The 15,572-nt window shown below is 68.4% G+C and carries 15 protein-coding genes and 1 riboswitch; of the genes, 7 read left to right on the top strand and 8 right to left on the bottom strand.

Annotated features, from left to right (window positions below):
• Positions 1 to 25 precede the first annotated feature (25 nt).
• Positions 26 to 655 carry a hypothetical protein gene (locus ACFYY8_RS28740; protein WP_390046183.1) on the top strand — a complete coding sequence of 210 codons (630 nt, stop codon included), beginning with the start codon at positions 26 to 28 and terminating at the stop codon, positions 653 to 655.
• Positions 656 to 741: 86 nt separating this feature from the next.
• Here the strand turns inward: ACFYY8_RS28740 and ACFYY8_RS28735 are convergent, their stop codons facing one another.
• A complete protein-coding gene (locus ACFYY8_RS28735; RefSeq protein WP_390046181.1) occupies positions 742 to 1,659 on the bottom strand; it encodes a hypothetical protein in 918 nt (305 codons plus the stop codon).
• Between the two features lie 393 nt (positions 1,660 to 2,052).
• Between ACFYY8_RS28735 and ACFYY8_RS28730 the strand changes: the two genes are divergently transcribed.
• Positions 2,053 to 2,487, top strand: a complete 435-nt coding sequence (locus ACFYY8_RS28730; protein WP_390046179.1) for an NUDIX domain-containing protein — start codon at positions 2,053 to 2,055, stop codon at positions 2,485 to 2,487.
• Here the strand turns inward: ACFYY8_RS28730 and ACFYY8_RS28725 are convergent, their stop codons facing one another.
• The 4 genes from ACFYY8_RS28725 to ACFYY8_RS28710 all read right to left on the bottom strand — a co-directional run bounded on the left by ACFYY8_RS28725 (position 2,488) and on the right by ACFYY8_RS28710 (position 5,969).
• Positions 2,488 to 2,961: a diadenosine tetraphosphate hydrolase gene (locus ACFYY8_RS28725; protein ID WP_390046177.1), complete on the bottom strand. Its 474-nt coding sequence runs from the start codon at positions 2,959 to 2,961 to the stop codon at positions 2,488 to 2,490.
• A gap of 157 nt (positions 2,962 to 3,118) precedes the next feature.
• Positions 3,119 to 3,409: an antibiotic biosynthesis monooxygenase gene (locus tag ACFYY8_RS28720; protein WP_390046175.1), complete on the bottom strand. Its 291-nt coding sequence runs from the start codon at positions 3,407 to 3,409 to the stop codon at positions 3,119 to 3,121.
• 140 nt (positions 3,410 to 3,549) lie between these two features.
• The gene (locus ACFYY8_RS28715) at positions 3,550 to 4,746 is read right to left on the bottom strand and encodes an MFS transporter (protein ID WP_390046173.1); all 1,197 of its coding nucleotides are present in this window, start codon (positions 4,744 to 4,746) and stop codon (positions 3,550 to 3,552) included.
• 638 nt (positions 4,747 to 5,384) lie between these two features.
• Positions 5,385 to 5,969, bottom strand: a complete 585-nt coding sequence (locus tag ACFYY8_RS28710; protein ID WP_390046171.1) for a TetR/AcrR family transcriptional regulator — start codon at positions 5,967 to 5,969, stop codon at positions 5,385 to 5,387.
• Positions 5,970 to 6,104: 135 nt separating this feature from the next.
• Here ACFYY8_RS28710 and ACFYY8_RS28705 point away from each other — a divergent pair, with 135 nt between their 5' ends.
• From ACFYY8_RS28705 to ACFYY8_RS28695, 3 genes are all read left to right on the top strand, one after another.
• Entirely contained in the window at positions 6,105 to 7,646 is a 1,542-nt protein-coding gene (locus ACFYY8_RS28705; RefSeq protein ID WP_390046170.1) for an MDR family MFS transporter, read from the top strand.
• A gap of 436 nt (positions 7,647 to 8,082) precedes the next feature.
• Entirely contained in the window at positions 8,083 to 8,754 is a 672-nt protein-coding gene (locus ACFYY8_RS28700; protein ID WP_390046168.1) for a hypothetical protein, read from the top strand.
• 359 nt (positions 8,755 to 9,113) lie between these two features.
• Positions 9,114 to 9,587, top strand: a complete 474-nt coding sequence (locus ACFYY8_RS28695; protein WP_390046166.1) for a hypothetical protein — start codon at positions 9,114 to 9,116, stop codon at positions 9,585 to 9,587.
• 38 nt (positions 9,588 to 9,625) lie between these two features.
• On the opposite strand, the gene ACFYY8_RS28690 is transcribed toward ACFYY8_RS28695, so the two are convergent.
• The 3 genes from ACFYY8_RS28690 to ACFYY8_RS28680 are packed head-to-tail and all read right to left on the bottom strand — an operon-like array spanning position 9,626 to position 13,268.
• A complete protein-coding gene (locus ACFYY8_RS28690) occupies positions 9,626 to 10,744 on the bottom strand; it encodes an acyltransferase (RefSeq protein ID WP_390046164.1) in 1,119 nt (372 codons plus the stop codon).
• A 22-nt stretch (positions 10,745 to 10,766) separates the two neighbouring features.
• Positions 10,767 to 11,951 (bottom strand): NADH-quinone oxidoreductase subunit D, encoded by a 1,185-nt coding sequence (locus ACFYY8_RS28685; RefSeq protein ID WP_390046161.1) that lies wholly within the window; start codon positions 11,949 to 11,951, stop codon positions 10,767 to 10,769.
• Positions 11,952 to 11,969: 18 nt separating this feature from the next.
• Positions 11,970 to 13,268 (bottom strand): aminotransferase class V-fold PLP-dependent enzyme, encoded by a 1,299-nt coding sequence (locus ACFYY8_RS28680; RefSeq protein WP_390046158.1) that lies wholly within the window; start codon positions 13,266 to 13,268, stop codon positions 11,970 to 11,972.
• A 51-nt stretch (positions 13,269 to 13,319) separates the two neighbouring features.
• A riboswitch (SAM riboswitch) is annotated at positions 13,320 to 13,435 on the bottom strand.
• Between the two features lie 195 nt (positions 13,436 to 13,630).
• Here ACFYY8_RS28680 and ACFYY8_RS28675 point away from each other — a divergent pair.
• Positions 13,631 to 14,365 (top strand): TerC family protein, encoded by a 735-nt coding sequence (locus ACFYY8_RS28675; protein ID WP_352014155.1) that lies wholly within the window; start codon positions 13,631 to 13,633, stop codon positions 14,363 to 14,365.
• Between the two features lie 9 nt (positions 14,366 to 14,374).
• Positions 14,375 to 15,571 (top strand): cytochrome P450, encoded by a 1,197-nt coding sequence (locus tag ACFYY8_RS28670; RefSeq protein WP_390046156.1) that lies wholly within the window; start codon positions 14,375 to 14,377, stop codon positions 15,569 to 15,571.
• Position 15,572 lies beyond the last annotated feature (1 nt).

Below are 15,572 nucleotides of genomic sequence, written 5' to 3'. Positions count from 1 at the left end.
CCTCCGGTGAGAAGGGGAACGGCAGATGGAGCAGTGTGATCGGCGGGCTGCGATGGGAGCGGCGGCCGCGCTGTTGGTGGGTGGCGCGACCGTGATGGCGGGCAGCGGAACCGCGCAGGCGGAGTCCTCCGGGGAGCAGGCCCGGAAGTCGTTCCGGGTGGTGGACCGCCGGGGCCGACAGCGCTTCCTGGCGAGCTCAAGCAAACCCCCGGTCATCAGCGGAGGTAAGACGTATCCCGCCGACCAACGTCAGGGACCCGAAGGCACCTATCTGATCTTCAATGACGGCGACGGCAACGAGAAAGGAGGAATCGTCTCCTCCTCCGTCGGGGCCAGCATCTCGCTCGACTACACCAACGCGCAGGCGATCACGTTGGCCACCCGCTGGGAGGGCGTTCACGGCGCGGCGATGCTGGAGATGAAGCACATGCCTGATCCGGCGCTCCCGATCGACCAGGTGCCCGCCATGCCGCCTCGCGTCCAACTCGGCTACAGCACCCCGGAAGGAGCCTTCCTGGTGCTCAGCGACTCGCAGGGCCGCCCGAGGATCGTGCTGGAGATCGACGGCGACGACAAACCGATGATCAAGGTGCTGGACCCCGAGGGCAAGGTGGTCGGCCGGCTTCCCGAAACGCCGGACGGGCAGCGCCCATAGCCGTTGTCCAAGGTCGATGACCAGGCTTGACGCCCCAATCCGGACGTTCGGCTGGGCGTCTCACCATGCGGCGGCCGTGTGTTGTCTCACCAGGGGTTCTTGCCGGTGGGAGGCGGGTTGACGGTGTCGCTGCCCCAGGACAGGCGTTGGTCGACGGGGATTTCCATGATCTCCAGTTCCTCGTCGGCCAGTAGGGCCGTGACACACTCCACGCTGCCGCCGATGTAGGTGGTCATCAGGTCCACGTCGGTGGCGACGCACCAGGCCCGGTCCTGCGGCCACCACAGGCTGGCGTACTGGGCCCACCATGGAATGTCGGAGAACGAGGTGGTCGCGGCCCGTAACGGACCCTCGAAGAGGAGCATCGGCCGCGCGGGCATGTCGACCCTGGGAATCTCCTCATCCTCTGTGGGGAGACAGAGGTGGCCGAAGCCCTCCCAGACAGCGAACCAGCATTGCTCGGGAGTGGTGGTGCGCGGGGTGAGCAGTTGGAGCAGCCGGGTGAGCTGTCGCAGCGGCAGCGTCCCCTCGTCAGGCGGATGGTCCCAGATGCCCGGCTGCTCGTCGTTGAAGAAGCTCCATGCACCGGTGATGTACGGCCACTGCATCCCGGGATGAGGGACACGCCCGTTGGCGAGGGCCACCTCCCTCCAGGAGGTCTCCTGCTCGACGTCGCCCACGGTTATGCGCGGCGGGTGGAACAGCCGGGCATAGGCCCCGAAGACCGGCGGCAGCATGCACGCCACGATGTTCCAGTCGAAGGGGAGCGTGGCGGAAACGGCCCAGTCGGCGGGCCGTACGTCGGTGCACAGGGTCAGCTCACCGAGGGTGAAAGGCTCGTCCTGACTTTTGGCGGCGGCAGGAGGCCTCGCGGGCTTGGGCGCGAGCCCAGGCCGGGGTTCGGGGTGTGCCTCTACGTAGCCGTAATGCCCGGTGGCGTCGATGGGTTTGAGCACCTTGGGCAGACGTCTTTGGTGCTCCGGGTCGGAGCTTTCCTTCGTCATTCCGTCGCCTCTCTCCAAGCTGTGTTTCTTTGCGCCGCCTTCGGCGTCGCGGGCTTGGGCGCCCTGAGTCGGCGCTTTCCCTCGTCACTGCGTCGCTTCGCTCCTGCGTTCCTCAGTCCAAGCACCGACGCGCCCAAGCTGTGTTTCTTTGCTCCGCCTGGCGGCGTCGCGGGCTTGGGCGCTTCGGGTCGGTGTCTTCCCTCGTCGTTCGTCCGCTGCGCTCCCTCACTCCTCAGTCCAGACACCGACGCGCCCAAGCCGGACACTCCTCACACATGGGGCCGGGGCGTTCGGTTGGAACTCTTCATGTTCGGCGTCGGGGCGTTCAAGTTCTTTTTGCCGGTGTCCTTAATCTGGACGTCCCCAATGGTCGTCATCAATGGAGGGGAACCGGTGACGGACAAGGTCGTGAAGGACAAGGTCGTGTGCTACGTCGTTCGCGACGGGCGGTTGCTGGTCTTCCGGCACATCGGCCGCAGCTGTGAGGAGGTCGGAATTCAGGTTCCCGCAGGAAGCGTCAGGCCGGGGGAGGCTCCGGAGGAGGCCGCGCTCCGCGAGGCACGGGAGGAGACGGGCCTCACCGGGTTCGGGATCGTCAGGAAGCTGGGTGAGGTCGTCTACGACATCAGTCCCCACCGGTTCGAGATCCAGCACCGCCACGTCTTCCAACTGGAGCTCACCGAGCCCACTCCGGAGCGGTGGGCCAGCCAGGAGCTTCACGACGGCGAGCGGGAGCCCACCGATTTCGAATGCTTCTGGACTCCACTGGAAGACGCCCATGTCCTCCAGTCCGGCCAGGGCGCCCTGATCGGGGCGCTCTTCGACTGACTAGAGGCGTAGTCGGTCGAGTTCTTCGCTGATCGTTTCTCGCAGGGCATCGTGTTGTGGGCCGAGGGCGAAGCGGTTGTCGTGCCAGTTGTCGCGGGGGTAGAGCCAGACGGGTTTGCCTACGAGGTCGGCCGGCTCCCATTCGAACCTTGGCCATACATGCGCGTGTAGGAAGGCGTCGGTATTGCCAAGGATCTCCAGGTTGACCCGGCGAAAGGCCGGGTCGAGACGTCGGCAGGCCCGCTCGACGGCCTCCCCCAGATGATCCATGTCGGACAGGAAAGCCTTCCGCCTGCCTTTCGGCAGGTCCGACAGCCTCTCCACGGCCGGGTCGTCCGCCAGAAGCACCGAGTATCCCGGCAGGAATTGAACATCCCCGATCACTGCGAATCCGGCGTCCAGCCGCCGCAGCACGGTGGGGTTCTCATCCCGCAGCGCACTTCCAATCCTGTCCATCTGCCAGTTTTCAGCCACGCCCCGGACCCTATGCGGTCACGATCATCCACCTCCCGAATGCCTGGCATCGCGTTGGTCCGGATATCTCGGGTTTTCCCGAAGACCATGAGTGACCCGTTCTCGTCGGCCCGGCATGGTGCGCCTGCCATCCTGTACGGTCACCGGCGCCGAGGAGTCATGCCTCCTGGCGGCCCTCCTCCATGCTGACCAGTTCGTCGATCGCTGCGAAGAAGGCGGCGATTCCCGGCAGGTTCGCGCCCTTGGCGCGTGAGGCCGCGAAGTCCTCGGGGGAGCGCCAGTCCACGATGTCCAGCCACTCGTCGTCGGACAGGCGGATCAGCCTGGCGCCGAGGAATCCGGCGCGGTCGGCGGCGAAGTCGGTCAGCATCGCGGGCCGTGCGTCGAGCAGCGCCTGGGCGCGGTCGGCCGCGACGCGGAAGCGGGTGAGTTCCACGGTGATCGTCATTGTCGTCTTCTCCCCTGGTGAAGCACGTTCGGTGATGACGATCACGCTATAGTAAGGATTATTGATAGTCAAAATCATTGACTAAATTCCGGCGGCGAGGTGCCCATGCGGCATACGCCAGGTCAGTGGGTGGCCGGGCTTCAGCGAGTCGGCTGAAGCGAGACCGAAGGGGTTCGCGGGATCAGGAAGGCACAACAGGCCGTCGCCAGGGCCGCCGCGGGCGGGATGAGGAAACCGGCGTGGAAATGGTCGATCACCATGGCCGCGAGCGCGCCGCCGAGGGCGTAGCCGCCCAGGAGGAACGAGGTGGTCCAGGCGATCCCCTCGGAGAGCCGTGAGGCGGGCACGAGCCGTTCGACCAGGGTGAAGCTCGCGATCGTGGCGGGCGCGGCGGCGAACGCCAGCAGCGTCACGGCCACGCCGACCAGGACGACCGCTCCTGAGGGGACGGCCGCCGCGAAGGGCAGGGCGGCGCTGAGGACGGCCGTCGCCAGGGAGGCGAGCCGTACGAGGCGGTGGGGCGGGAGACCTACGGCGCCGACGAGCAGCGCGGCCAGGACCGAGGCGCCCGCGACGGCCCCGAGCACCGGGCCGCTCAGCCCGCGCACGCCCTGTTCCGAGCAGAACGCGACGACCGTGAAGTTGACGCTCCCGGACAGGAGGCCGAGCCCGGCCGCGGTGAGGCAGACCGAGCCGAGCCGCGCCACGCCCAGCGGTTCGCGCACCCGCTGTCCTGGAGGTCTGCGCGGTGGTTCCGTACGGCGTTGCGCCGCGAACAACGTCGTCCCGGCGAAGCCGCAGCCGATGGCCACGACGAGCCCGGCCAGCGGGGAGAAGGCGTCGGCCAGGAGGGCGGCCAGCGGCGGGCCGACGACCGCGCAGAGATCCTCGACCAGCGACTCCAGGGCGTAGGCGGCACGAAGCTCGGGCCGGTCCCCGAGCAGCGCGCTCCACCTGGCCCGCGCGTAGGCGCCGACCAGCGGAGAGGTGGCACCGCCCGCCGCCGCGCACAGTTGCGGGAACGGCGAGGACAGATCCGAGGTGACCGAGAGCACCATCGCGCCCTTGGCGACCAGGTTGACCAGGGCGAGCGGCAGCAGTACGGCCCGCTGCCCGAGCCGGTCGACCAGCCGTGCCTGGAAGGGGCTGACGACGGCGGCGAGGAAGACGTAGGCGGCGGTGACCTGCCCGGCCAGTGTGTACGACCCCCGCTCGGCGGACAGCAGCAGGAGCAGGCTCAGCCCCATCATCGAGGCCGGCATCCTGGCCAGCAGCCCCGCCCCGCAGAAGGCGAGCGCTCCGGGCAGGGCCAGGATCGAACGGTACGGCGCCGGCAAAGGCCCTCCCGTTTCATATGGATCTTCGATCCTACGTATCGGGCGAGGCGCCGTGCGTTCGCCGGAAGGCCGTCAACGGGAAGGAGACAGCCTTTCGGTCCTGGAGCAGCAGGGGCAGACCCGGAAACGGGGCGGTTCGAAGCTGGATCACGGTCTCGGGACGGGGTGACGGTCCCAGGAGCGGCCTGTTTCGACGTCCGGTGTCGTGGTCGCTGAGTGGGCGAGGTCTCTGGCAGCCGAGTTGATCAACCAAGGGCGATCAGCACCGGAGACCGCGCCATCCGAGGAAAGTCGGTCCGACCTCATCGTCGGTGGGGGGGTTGAGGTTATCGGCCCCAGGCGTGAGGAGCGTCGGCTTGGGCGCCTGAGGACCGAAGACCGCGTCATCCGAGGAAGTCGGCCCGACCTCATCGTCGGTGAGGGGGTTGGGGTTACCGGTGCCGTGTGTGAGGAGTGTCCGGCTTGGGCGCGTCGGTGCTTGGACTGAGGAACGCAGGAGCAAAGCGACGGAGTGACGAGGGAAAGCACCGACTCGGAGCGCCCAAGCCCGCGCCGCCGAAGGCGGCGCAAGGAGACACAGCCCGCGACGCCGCCAGGCGGCGCAAAGGAACACAACCCGCGCCGCCGAAGGCGGCGCCTTAGAAAGGCGCCGACATCTGGTCCAAAACCTGTTCCATGACCTCCTGGAGGGGGCGGGGTTCCTGTTCGTCGGTCCACAGGTGGGTGGCGATCCGCAGGGCGACGAGGAACCCGGCCGCCAGGACGCGGGGCCGCACGGTGTCGGTTGGGCCGTCGCGGTCGGTGATGGCCTGGACCAGGTCGCGTTCCAGGGCGGCGTGGTTGGCCAGTTGCCTGGCCAGCAGGGACGGGTGCTGTTTGGCGAGCCGGGCGCGTACCGCCCAGGCGACGTCGGGGTCGCCGAGCTCGCCGTAGAGGTCTCGTACGGCTCCGCGCAGCGCCTCCCAGGCGGGCTCCTCGGAGGGCCGGGAGCGGATCCGTTCGACGAGCAGCCTGATGCGCTGCTCGTCGCCGTACAGGAGGGCGTCCTCCTTGCCGGCGAAGTAGTTGGAGAAGGTCCGCCGGGAGATGTTGGCGGCGTCGGCGATGGCCTCGACGGTGACGTTGTCCAGGCCGTGTTCGGCGCACAGCCGTAGCGCGGCCTCGTGGACGGCCTGTCTGGTCTCGGCCTTCTTGCGTTCGCGCAGTCCCGCTGTGCTCTCCATGGCGCCAGTATCTCACCCTCTGGGAAAAGATGCCCAGTGCGCAAACTTTCCCAGTGGGCATGTAAGGTGTCACGGTCATCCTGTTTCCACCGCTTTGGAGGTGTGTGCGTGGGCGCCCACACAGAGACCGCTCGCATGAGCCATCGTCAGATCCTGGAGGCGTTGAGCGGTCTGCTGCTCGTCCTGTTCGTGGCGATGATCAGCAGCACGATCGTGTCCGTGGCGCTTCCGCAGATCATCGGCGCGCTCAACGGCACCCAGTCGCAGTACACGTGGGTGGTCACCGCCTCGCTGCTCGCCTCGACGGCCTCGACGCCGATCTGGGGCAAACTCGCCGACCTGTTCAGCAAGAAGCTGCTGTTGCAGGTCTCCATCGTCATCTTCATGGTCAGCTCGCTGGCCTGCGGTTTCGCGCAGAACACCGCCCAGCTCATCGCCTTCCGCGCCATCCAGGGCCTGGGCATGGGTGCCCTGCAGGTCCTGGTGCAGGTCATCATCGCGGCGATGATCAGCCCCAAGGAACGTGGACGCTACAACGGCTACCTCGGCGGTGTCATGGCCGTCGCGACCGTCGCCGGACCGCTGCTCGGCGGCCTCATCGCCGACACCTCCTGGCTCGGCTGGCGCTGGTGCTTCTTCGTGGCGGTGCCGTTCACCGTGGTCGCCTTCGCGCTGCTGCACAAGACGCTGAGGGTGGTCACCGTGCGTCGTACGGACGTCAAGATCGACTATGTGGGCGCCACCCTGATCGCCGCCGGGGTCAGCGTCCTGCTCATCTGGGTCACCTTCGTCGGCAACTCCTTCGAGTGGCTGTCCTGGCAGACCGCGGCCATGGCCGGGGGCGGTGTGCTGCTCCTGGTGCTGGCCACCTGGGTCGAGTCGCGGGTCGCCGAGCCGGTCGTCCCGCTGCGGATCATCCGCCGTCGCACCCCGGCCCTGGCCATCCTGGCCAGCCTCGCGGTCGGTATGGCCATGTTCGGCGGCTCGGTCTTCCTCGGCCAGTACTTCCAGATCGGCCGTGGCTACAGCCCCACAGAGGCGGGGCTGCTCACGATCCCCATGATGCTCGGAGTGCTGGTCTCCTCGACCGTCTCCGGGCGCATGATCTCCAGGAGCGGCCGGGTGAAGCCGTACATCGTGATCGGCGCGATCGTGCTCACGGCCGGGTTCCTCGTGCTGTCCACGATGGACCACCAGACCTCGCTGCTGCTCATCGCCGGGGCCATGGTGCTGGTCGGCGCCGGGGTCGGCATGTCGATGCAGAACCTCGTGCTGGCCATCCAGAACACCGTCCCGCTGAGCGAACTCGGCGCGGCCAGCGGGGCGATCACCTTCTTCCGCTCCCTCGGCGGCACCATCGGTGTCTCGGTCCTCGGCGCCGTCCTGGCCAACCAGGTCGCCACCGGCATCGCCGAGGGCCTGGCCAAGGCCGGGATCAGAACCCCGGGCTCCGGGGGCGGAGGCGGCACCCTCAACATCCAGGCCCTGCCCGAGCCGATCAGGGAGATCGTGCGGGCCGCGTACGGCGACGCCACCGGGCACATCTTCCTCGTCTCGGCCGCCGTGGCCATGGTCGGCGTGGTCGCCGCGCTGTTCCTCAAGCCCATCAGGCTGCGGGACAGCGTGGACCTGCCCGCGGACGCGGAGGTGGGCGAGCGGGTCGCCACGGCCGGCTGACCGCAGCGCGGAACGCGCGGAACCGCCCCGGCCGTGGACACGCGGCCGGGGCGGTTCCGCTTCGGGCGTCCGGCACCGCGAGGGCTCACGGTCCGGGCTCTTTTCCCGGGCCGGCGTCAAGGGCCTTCCCGGCCGGGTGCCGAGGGTTTTCCCGGGCCGGGTGCGAGAGTTTCCGGGCCGCGCGTCGGGATGCATGGCGGCGCCGTACGGCCGTGAGGCGTGAATATGGTTCCGGACGCGGTCCCAATGGGCTTATCCAGTCCGAATGAACGCATGGAATCCACTCAGTAAACGGCAGATTACGCTTTTTCCCGGCGCTCGGCGCCATTGCGTGTCGTTTTGTTCCGGCCGCATAATGATGCACGTTCCGATCGATCACCGCCTCCGAGGGGGCGAGTGGATACCGCTCGCCCGCCGGGATTCGGCTCATTCCCCGGTGAGCGCCGCGAGAGCGTCAGCAAGGTTCCGGAGATTCACTGAGCGGTTCCCCGTGGCGTCCGACACCCGTGGTCCGGTGCGGGCGACGGTCACGGCGTCATACGCGACGGATGTGAACCGTCCTCGCCCGTCGGGCGCGTTTTCCGCGACCGGCGATCCCGTCGTCGTTCGGTGTGGGAGGTCAGGGTCGATGGTCAGGCGATCACGCCGGCGCTTCAGGCCGTTCGGTGACCGGAAGGTGGGCGAGGTCCTCCTGGACGTGGTCATGGTGCTCTGCTGCCTCGCACTGGTCGCCGGAATGCTCTTCATGATGGGCGCGATGGTGGTGATGGGCTTTTGGAACGTCGACATGTACCTGCACGGCGGCCGGACCACCGCGACGGCGATGTCCACCAGAGCCGTGGAGCAGCGGACCGGTGAGGGAAGCGGCACCCTTCACTTCACCAGGATCGGTTTCGTCGTGAAGGACGACCGGCACGTCGTCGAGATCCCGGGGGAGTACGCCGAGGGCGAGAAGGTCTCGATCATCTATGACACCGACGATCCGATGACGGTCGGCAAGGAGTCGCAGGTCGGCATCTTCGCGCTGCTTTTCGCCATATTTTTGGCCGTGATCCTCCTCTGGGCCGTCGCAGGCCTTTACGTCTTATGGGATGAAAGATTCAGGTGACCTTTTCCGTCGCTCGGCCGGTCCCGATTCCGGAAAACGTCGGTCCCGGATACGGGAGGGTCGGAAAATTCCTGACGTCCGGTACGTCGGCGGGCCGCCCCGCTGATTCCGGACACGACCGTCGACGGTGACCGACCGGCTCTGAACAAAACACTCCGGCCTCGCGTCGTCCGCGGCTGATGAAACGTTACACGCAGTGCTCGAAAATCTTCCCGCGCCTGGAAAACGGCGCATTGATTTGTTTTTGATGCAGACTGTTGGACGTACCGATCGGCCGCCGCCCACGAAGGGCGGGGGCGCCGGACGCGCCCTCTACGGTCGATGATCCCGCCGCCGTCCGATGAGGGAGGTCTGGGCCGATGGCCGGACGATCGCGCTGGCACTTCAGGCTGTCCGGTGCCGAGGAGGACCAGGAGCCGGACGACGGGTCCGTCAACGGGGTGTACGTGATCGCCTGCGTTCTGCTGGGCGTCGGATGGACCTTCACGACCGTCCTGGGGGTGAAGGTGGCCGCGTCGAACCTCGACATGTACCTTTACGGCGGCCGGGCCACCGCGACGGCGATGTCCACCAGAACCGTGACGGGAGCGGACAGCCATCAGGCCACCAAGGTTGGTTTCTTCGTGAAGGACGTCCGGCGTTTCGCGGAGATCCGGGGGGAGTACGCCGAGGGCGAGAAGATCTCGATCATCTATGACGCCGACGATCCGAGTGTGGCCGACAGGGCGTACCGGGTCGTCTTCACCCTCCTGCTGATCGGCGTATTCCTGGTCCTGACCCTCACCGGGGCCGTCGCAGGTCTTCGCTCACTGTGGAAGAAGCGGTTCGGGTGACCCCTTCCTCCCTCCGGGTTCCGGGAAAGGCGTTCCCGTCACCGGGAGGCGGTCGCCGAGTTCCTGCGGCCGAAGATCAACAGGAACGGGATCGTGCACAGCAGCGGCCCGGCGATCGCCAGGGGACGTTCCAGCCACCAGATCAGCGTCGGCGGCACCTGACTGCCGGGCGGTGAGCCGGTCAGTCCCCAGAACACCCCGTTCAGGATCGCCATACCGGTGGTGTGGAACAGGAACAGCTGCAGCGCGAACCGGTTGATCGTGGTGTTGACCCACCCCCAGCGGGGCCGTTCGAGCAGCCGTTCCATCGCGGGCCGCAGCACCTCGACCAGGCCGATCTGGAAGATCAGCAGGGCCACGATGACGAAGGTCGGCGGCGCCATGTTCGACAGCTTGTCGCCGGGCACCCCGACCATCGACCCCGGGTAGATGCCCGAGTAGACCAGGCCGACCAGGGCGAACAGGCCGGTCCACAGGGTCGCGACGTCCAGTCTGCGGGGCATCGCGACCATCCGGTCGTAGAAGAAGCCCGCCTGGTGGGCCAGCCCCCACACGATCACCATGTTGAGCCAGCCGATGGCCTCAAGGCCGTACCGCAGCCGCAGCACGTCGACCACCAGCGCCGCGCCACCGAGCCAGATGAGCACCAGCACGTCGAAGCGCCGGTGCAGCCACAGCATCACGGGCAGCAGGGCGACCAGCATCAGGTAGACGCCGATGAACCACAGCGGGCTCAGCACCAGGAGCACGGCCCGGCCGATCCACTGCACATCGAAGATCAACCAGATGACCCCGCCGAAGGCGAGCCACGCGAAGGACAGCGCCAGCGCCGGGATCGCCAGAGCCCGGATGCGCCGCCACACGAAGGCGCCGATGCCGACCCCGCGTTCACACGCGCGGTTCCACGACATCAGGTGGACGTATCCGCCCACGTAGAAGAAGAGCGGCAGCACCTGGAAGAGCCAGGTGAGGATCCACAACCCCGAGCTGAAGCCGAGTGGGCTGGTCGGGGAGGGGCCGTCCGGCCCCCACTGCAGGATCGTGAACGCCCAGTGCCAGACCACGACGACGATCAGGCTGACCGCGCGGAGCCAGTCGATGTACTTGTCCCGCTTCGGGCCTTCGGTGCGGGAAGCGGCGTCCACGCGCTCGCTCATGTCCCCCCTTACGCGCTCCGGGTCACTTGTCGATGTCACCGACCACGAAGAACATCGACCCCAGGATGGCCACCATGTCGGAAACCAGATGTCCAGGCAACATCTCTCTCAACACCTGCACGTTGTTGTACGAGGCGGACCGGAGCTTCAGCCGCCAGGGGGTCTTCTCGCCACGAGAGACCAGATAGTAGCCGTTGATGCCGAGTGGATTCTCCGTCCAGGCGTAGACATGACCCTCGGGGACCTTCAGCACCTTGGGCAGACGCTGGTTGATCGGCCCCCTCGGCAGGGACCGCAGCCGCTCCACACAGGCGTCGGCCAGGTCGAGGGAGACGCGGACCTGTTCGAGCAGCACCTCGAAGCGGGCGTTGCAGTCTCCCGAGGAACGGGTCACCACCTTGACCGGCAGTTCGCCGTAGGCGAGGTAGGGGTCGTCCCTGCGCAGGTCGAGGCCGACGCCGGAGGCACGGGCGATGGGGCCGCTCACGCCGTACTGCATGATCGTCTCGCGGTCGAGCACCCCGACGCCGACCGTGCGGGCCAGGAAGATCTCATTTCCGCTGATCAGGGCCTCGATGTCGGGCAGGCGGCGCCGTACGTCGGCGACGGCCAGGGCCACCCGGTCGAGCCAGCCGTACGGCAGGTCCTCCTTGAGGCCGCCGACCCGGTTGAACATGTAGTGCATCCGGCCGCCGGAGATCTCCTCCATCACGGCCTGGAGGGTCTCGCGCTCGCGGAAGGCGTAGAAGACGGGGGTGATCGCACCCAGTTCGAGGGGGTAGGAGCCGAGGAACATCAGGTGGCTGAGCACCCGGTTCAGCTCGGCCATCAGGGTGCGCGCCCACACGGCCCTGACGGGCACCTCCATGCCGAGCATCCGCTCGACCGCGAGCACGACGCCCAGCTCGTTGGCGAACGCCGACAGCCAGTCGTGCCGGTTGGCCAGCACGATGATCTGCCGGTAGTCCCTGACCTCGAACAGTTTCTCCGCGCCCCGGTGCATGTAGCCGACGATGGGCTCGGCGGCGCTGATCCGTTCGCCGTCCAGTGTCAGGCGCAGCCGTAGCACGCCGTGGGTCGAGGGGTGCTGCGGGCCGATGTTCAGGACCATGTCCTCGGTGGCCAGCTCCTTGCCGGCCGCCGCCGCTCCCGCGACGGCGTCGGCTCCGGCCCCGATCCCCACGTTCACTTCCCGGGGCTCAGTCATAGGCCCCATGCTGTCACGTCAGCGGCGCGTGACGAGATCCCGCAGGGCCTCGACGAGACGGTCGACGTGCTCGGTGGTGCTGCCGACGCCGATGGAGGCGCGCACCGCGGAGGCGGTGACGTCGTCGCAGCCGCCGTCCTTGGCGCCGAGCAGGTGCCTGACGAAGGGGTGGGCGCAGAACTTGCCGTCCCGCACGCCGATGCCGTACTCGCCGGACAGCGTCTCGGCCACCTCACGGGCGGTGAAGCCGTCCACGACGAAGGAGACGATGCCGACGCGGGCGTGGTCGGGGCCCCACAGGGACAGCTCGTGCACACCCTCGACGCCGGCCAGGCCGGCCCGCAGGCGGGCCAGCAGACGCTCCTCCTCGCGCACCAGCACGTCCCAGCCGGTCGCGCTCAGCGCGTCGCAGGCGGCGGCCAGCGCGATGGCGCCCAGCACGTTCGGTGTGCCCGCCTCGTGGCGCGCCTCGGGGTCGTCGTGCCAGTCGGTCGCCTCGTCCTCGACGGCCTTGACGGCCCCGCCACCCCGGAGGTACGGCTCGGCGACGGAGAGCCAGTCGGAGCGGCCGATCAGCGCGCCGGTGCCGAACGGGGCGTAGAGCTTGTGACCGGAGAAGACCACGTAGTCCAGGTCGAGCGCGGTCAGGTTGAGGCGGCGGTGCGGGACGAGCTGGGCGGCGTCGACCAGGACGCGGGCGCCGTGGCGGTGGGCGATGTGGGCCAGGGCGGCGATCGGCCACAGCTCGCCGGTCACGTTGGAGGCGGCGGTGACGACCAGCAGCTTGGGGCCGTCGATCGCGGCCAGCGCGTCGTCGGCGGCGCGGACGGCCTCACCGGGGAAGGCCGGGGCGGGCAGCCGTACGACGTCGGCCCAGGGCAGGAGCGAGGCGTGGTGCTCGGTCTCGAAGACCACCACGGTGGTCCCGGTGGGCAGGCTGCGGGCCAGCAGGTTGGTGGCGTCGGTGGTGTTCCTCGTGAAGATCACCGCGTCGTCGGGACGGGCCCCGACGAAGGCCCGCACGGTGTGCCTGGCCTGCTCGTAGCGGGCGGTGGTCAGCTGGGAGGCGTATCCGGCGCCGCGGTGGACGCTGGAGTAGGCCGGGAGCGCGGCGGCGACGGCGGCGCTCACCGGCTCAAGACAGGGGGCGCTGGCGGCGTAGTCGAGGTTGGCGTACGGCACCAGCCTGCCGCCCTTGACGGGCACCTCAAGGTCGGCGCCGAGGACCGCGGGGATCGGCCGGTCGTCGTGGACGCGGGTCGCCGGGACGGTCACGGTCTCGGCGGCGGCGGCGGTGAAGATCGTCAGTGTGGACACGCCAAAGCTCCTTGGAGGTCATCGGACCCCAAGCCATGGCCTTGGTGCTGGAGCCCGCGCTTGCCCGGCACACCTCGTGCCGGACCAGGTCCTCACCCGGGGCACCCCGCCGCGGACGCGAGGGTTGCCGGCCAGCTAGCCGGGGCTTGTCGCTGGCACTCATGACCTACGAACCGGACTATACCCACACAGAGGCGGTGCTTGGCAAGTCTGCGGGAAGGGGTCCGGAGGGCTGGAGTTTCGGCGGTGATCCTGAGGAACTTCCGGTTCTGCCCGATCGTCTGGAGCTGTGACCGTGAACGCCCGTCAGGTCACGCGCCGCGCGCGGGCGGCGCCCCCCCCCACTGAAACTGGAGGACCCGATGGACTGGGTGGCCGACCCGGCGAGCTGGATAGGTCTGCTCACGCTGATCGCTCTGGAGATCGTGCTGGGCATCGACAACATCATCTTCATCTCGATCCTGGCGGGGAAACTCCCGCCGGAACAGCGTGACAACGCCCGCAGGCTGGGTCTGCTCGCCGCCCTGGTCAGCCGCCTGGCGCTGCTGCTCGCCCTGTCCTGGGTGGTACGGCTCACCGCCCCGCTCTTTGAGATCTTCGGGCACGAGATATCGGGACGCGACCTGATCCTGATCCTCGGCGGGCTGTTCCTGCTGGTCAAGAGCGTTCACGAGATCCACGGCCACACCGAGAACGGTGAGGACCACTCCGGCGGCCGGAAGGCGGCGGCCTCCTTCGGCATGGTGATCCTGCAGATCATGGTGCTGGACATCGTCTTCTCCCTCGACTCGGTGATCACCGCGGTCGGCATGGTCGACGAGCTGGCCATCATGGTCATCGCGGTCATCGTCGCGGTCGTGGTGATGCTCTTCGCCTCGGGGCCGATCAGCCGTTTCGTGGACAAGCATCCGACGATCAAGATGCTGGCGCTGTCGTTCCTGGTGCTGATCGGCGTCGTGCTGCTCGCGGAGGGCTTCGGACAGCACATCTCCAAGGGCTACATCTACTTCGCGATGGCGTTCTCGCTGGTGGTCGAGCTGCTCAACATCCGGGCCCGCCGCCGTTCGCGGGCCGTCGAGAAGACCCCGGAGCCCTAGCATGGGTTTGTGCGTTTTGATCCATGGAGTCCGGAATTCGTCGCCTATCCCTATGACGCCTACGCCGAGCTGAGACAGCGGCCGGTCACCTTCTTCGAGCCGACGGGCCAGTGGCTGGTCGCCCGGCACGCCGACGTCAACGCGTTGCTGCGCGACCGAAGGCTCGGCCGGTCCTACCTGCACGTGGCCACGCACGCCGAGTTCGGCAGACCGGAGGAGCCGCCCTTCCTCGACCCGTTCTGGCGGGTGGTCAGGGCCGGGATGCTCGACGTCGAGCCGCCCGTCCACACCCGCCTGCGCCGCCTGGTCTCCCGGGCGTTCACGCCGCGGATGGTCGAGGCGTTGCGGCCCAAGGTCGCCTCGATCGCCACCGGGCTGGTCGAGGACTTCGTGGCACGCGGCGGCGGCGACCTCATCGCGGAGGTCGCCGAACCGCTCCCGGTGACCGTGATCGCCGAGATGCTCGGCGTCCCCGAGGCGGACCGGCACCTGCTGCGGCCCTGGTCGGCCGACATCTGCGGGATGTACGAGCTCAACCCGTCGCCCGAGACGCAGCGCACCGCCGTACGGGCGGCGGAGGAGTTCTCCGGCTACCTGTCGGAGCTGGCCCGCGCCCGCCGGGCGAACCCCGGCGACGACCTGATCAGCGCCCTGGCCCTGGTCGCCGACGGCGGTGACACCCTGACCGAGGAGGAGCTGGTCGGCACCTGTGTGCTGCTGCTCAACGCGGGTCACGAGGCGACCGTCAACGTCACCGGAATCGGCTGGTGGTCGCTGTTCCGCAACCCGGCCGAGCTGGACCGGCTGCGCGCGGACCACGGCCTGCTGCCCACGGCGATCGAGGAGCTGATGCGCTGGGACACCCCGCTGCAGATGTTCGAGCGCTGGGTCCTTGAGGACATCTCGGTCGGCGGGGTGGACATCCCGCGTGGCGCGGAGGTGGCGCTGCTGTTCGGTTCGGCCAACCGGGACCCCGAGGTGTTCGCCGACCCCGACCTCCTCGACCTCGGCCGTACGGAGAACCCGCACATCTCCTTCGGCGCGGGCATCCACTTCTGCCTGGGCGCCCCGCTGGCCAGGATCGAGCTGGCCGAGTCGTTCGGCGCCCTGCTGCGCCTGGCTCCCCGGATGGAACTCGCCGCCGAGCCCACCTGGAACCCCGGCTACGTCATCCGGGGCCTGACGGCTCTGGAGGCGCGGGTCTGAG

The sequence above is a fragment of the Streptosporangium sp. NPDC001559 genome, from assembly GCF_042893955.1.
Taxonomy (GTDB): domain Bacteria; phylum Actinomycetota; class Actinomycetes; order Streptosporangiales; family Streptosporangiaceae; genus Streptosporangium.
Note: the sequence above shows the minus strand (reverse complement) of the source record. Positions and strands in the feature narration are given on the sequence as shown.

Excerpts from the sequence above, each read along its gene's own strand:
- ACFYY8_RS28740 (WP_390046183.1), top strand. The coding sequence starts at position 26 with ATGGAGCAGTGTGATCGGCGGGCTGCGATGGGAGCGGCGGCCGCGCTG.
- ACFYY8_RS28735 (WP_390046181.1), bottom strand. The coding sequence starts at position 1,659 with ATGACGAAGGAAAGCTCCGACCCGGAGCACCAAAGACGTCTGCCCAAG.
- ACFYY8_RS28720 (WP_390046175.1), bottom strand. The coding sequence starts at position 3,409 with ATGACGATCACCGTGGAACTCACCCGCTTCCGCGTCGCGGCCGACCGC.
- ACFYY8_RS28710 (WP_390046171.1), bottom strand. The coding sequence starts at position 5,969 with ATGGAGAGCACAGCGGGACTGCGCGAACGCAAGAAGGCCGAGACCAGA.
- ACFYY8_RS28705 (WP_390046170.1), top strand. The coding sequence starts at position 6,105 with ATGAGCCATCGTCAGATCCTGGAGGCGTTGAGCGGTCTGCTGCTCGTC.
- ACFYY8_RS28695 (WP_390046166.1), top strand. The coding sequence starts at position 9,114 with ATGGCCGGACGATCGCGCTGGCACTTCAGGCTGTCCGGTGCCGAGGAG.
- ACFYY8_RS28690 (WP_390046164.1), bottom strand. The coding sequence starts at position 10,744 with ATGAGCGAGCGCGTGGACGCCGCTTCCCGCACCGAAGGCCCGAAGCGG.
- ACFYY8_RS28685 (WP_390046161.1), bottom strand. The coding sequence starts at position 11,951 with ATGACTGAGCCCCGGGAAGTGAACGTGGGGATCGGGGCCGGAGCCGAC.
- ACFYY8_RS28675 (WP_352014155.1), top strand. The coding sequence starts at position 13,631 with ATGGACTGGGTGGCCGACCCGGCGAGCTGGATAGGTCTGCTCACGCTG.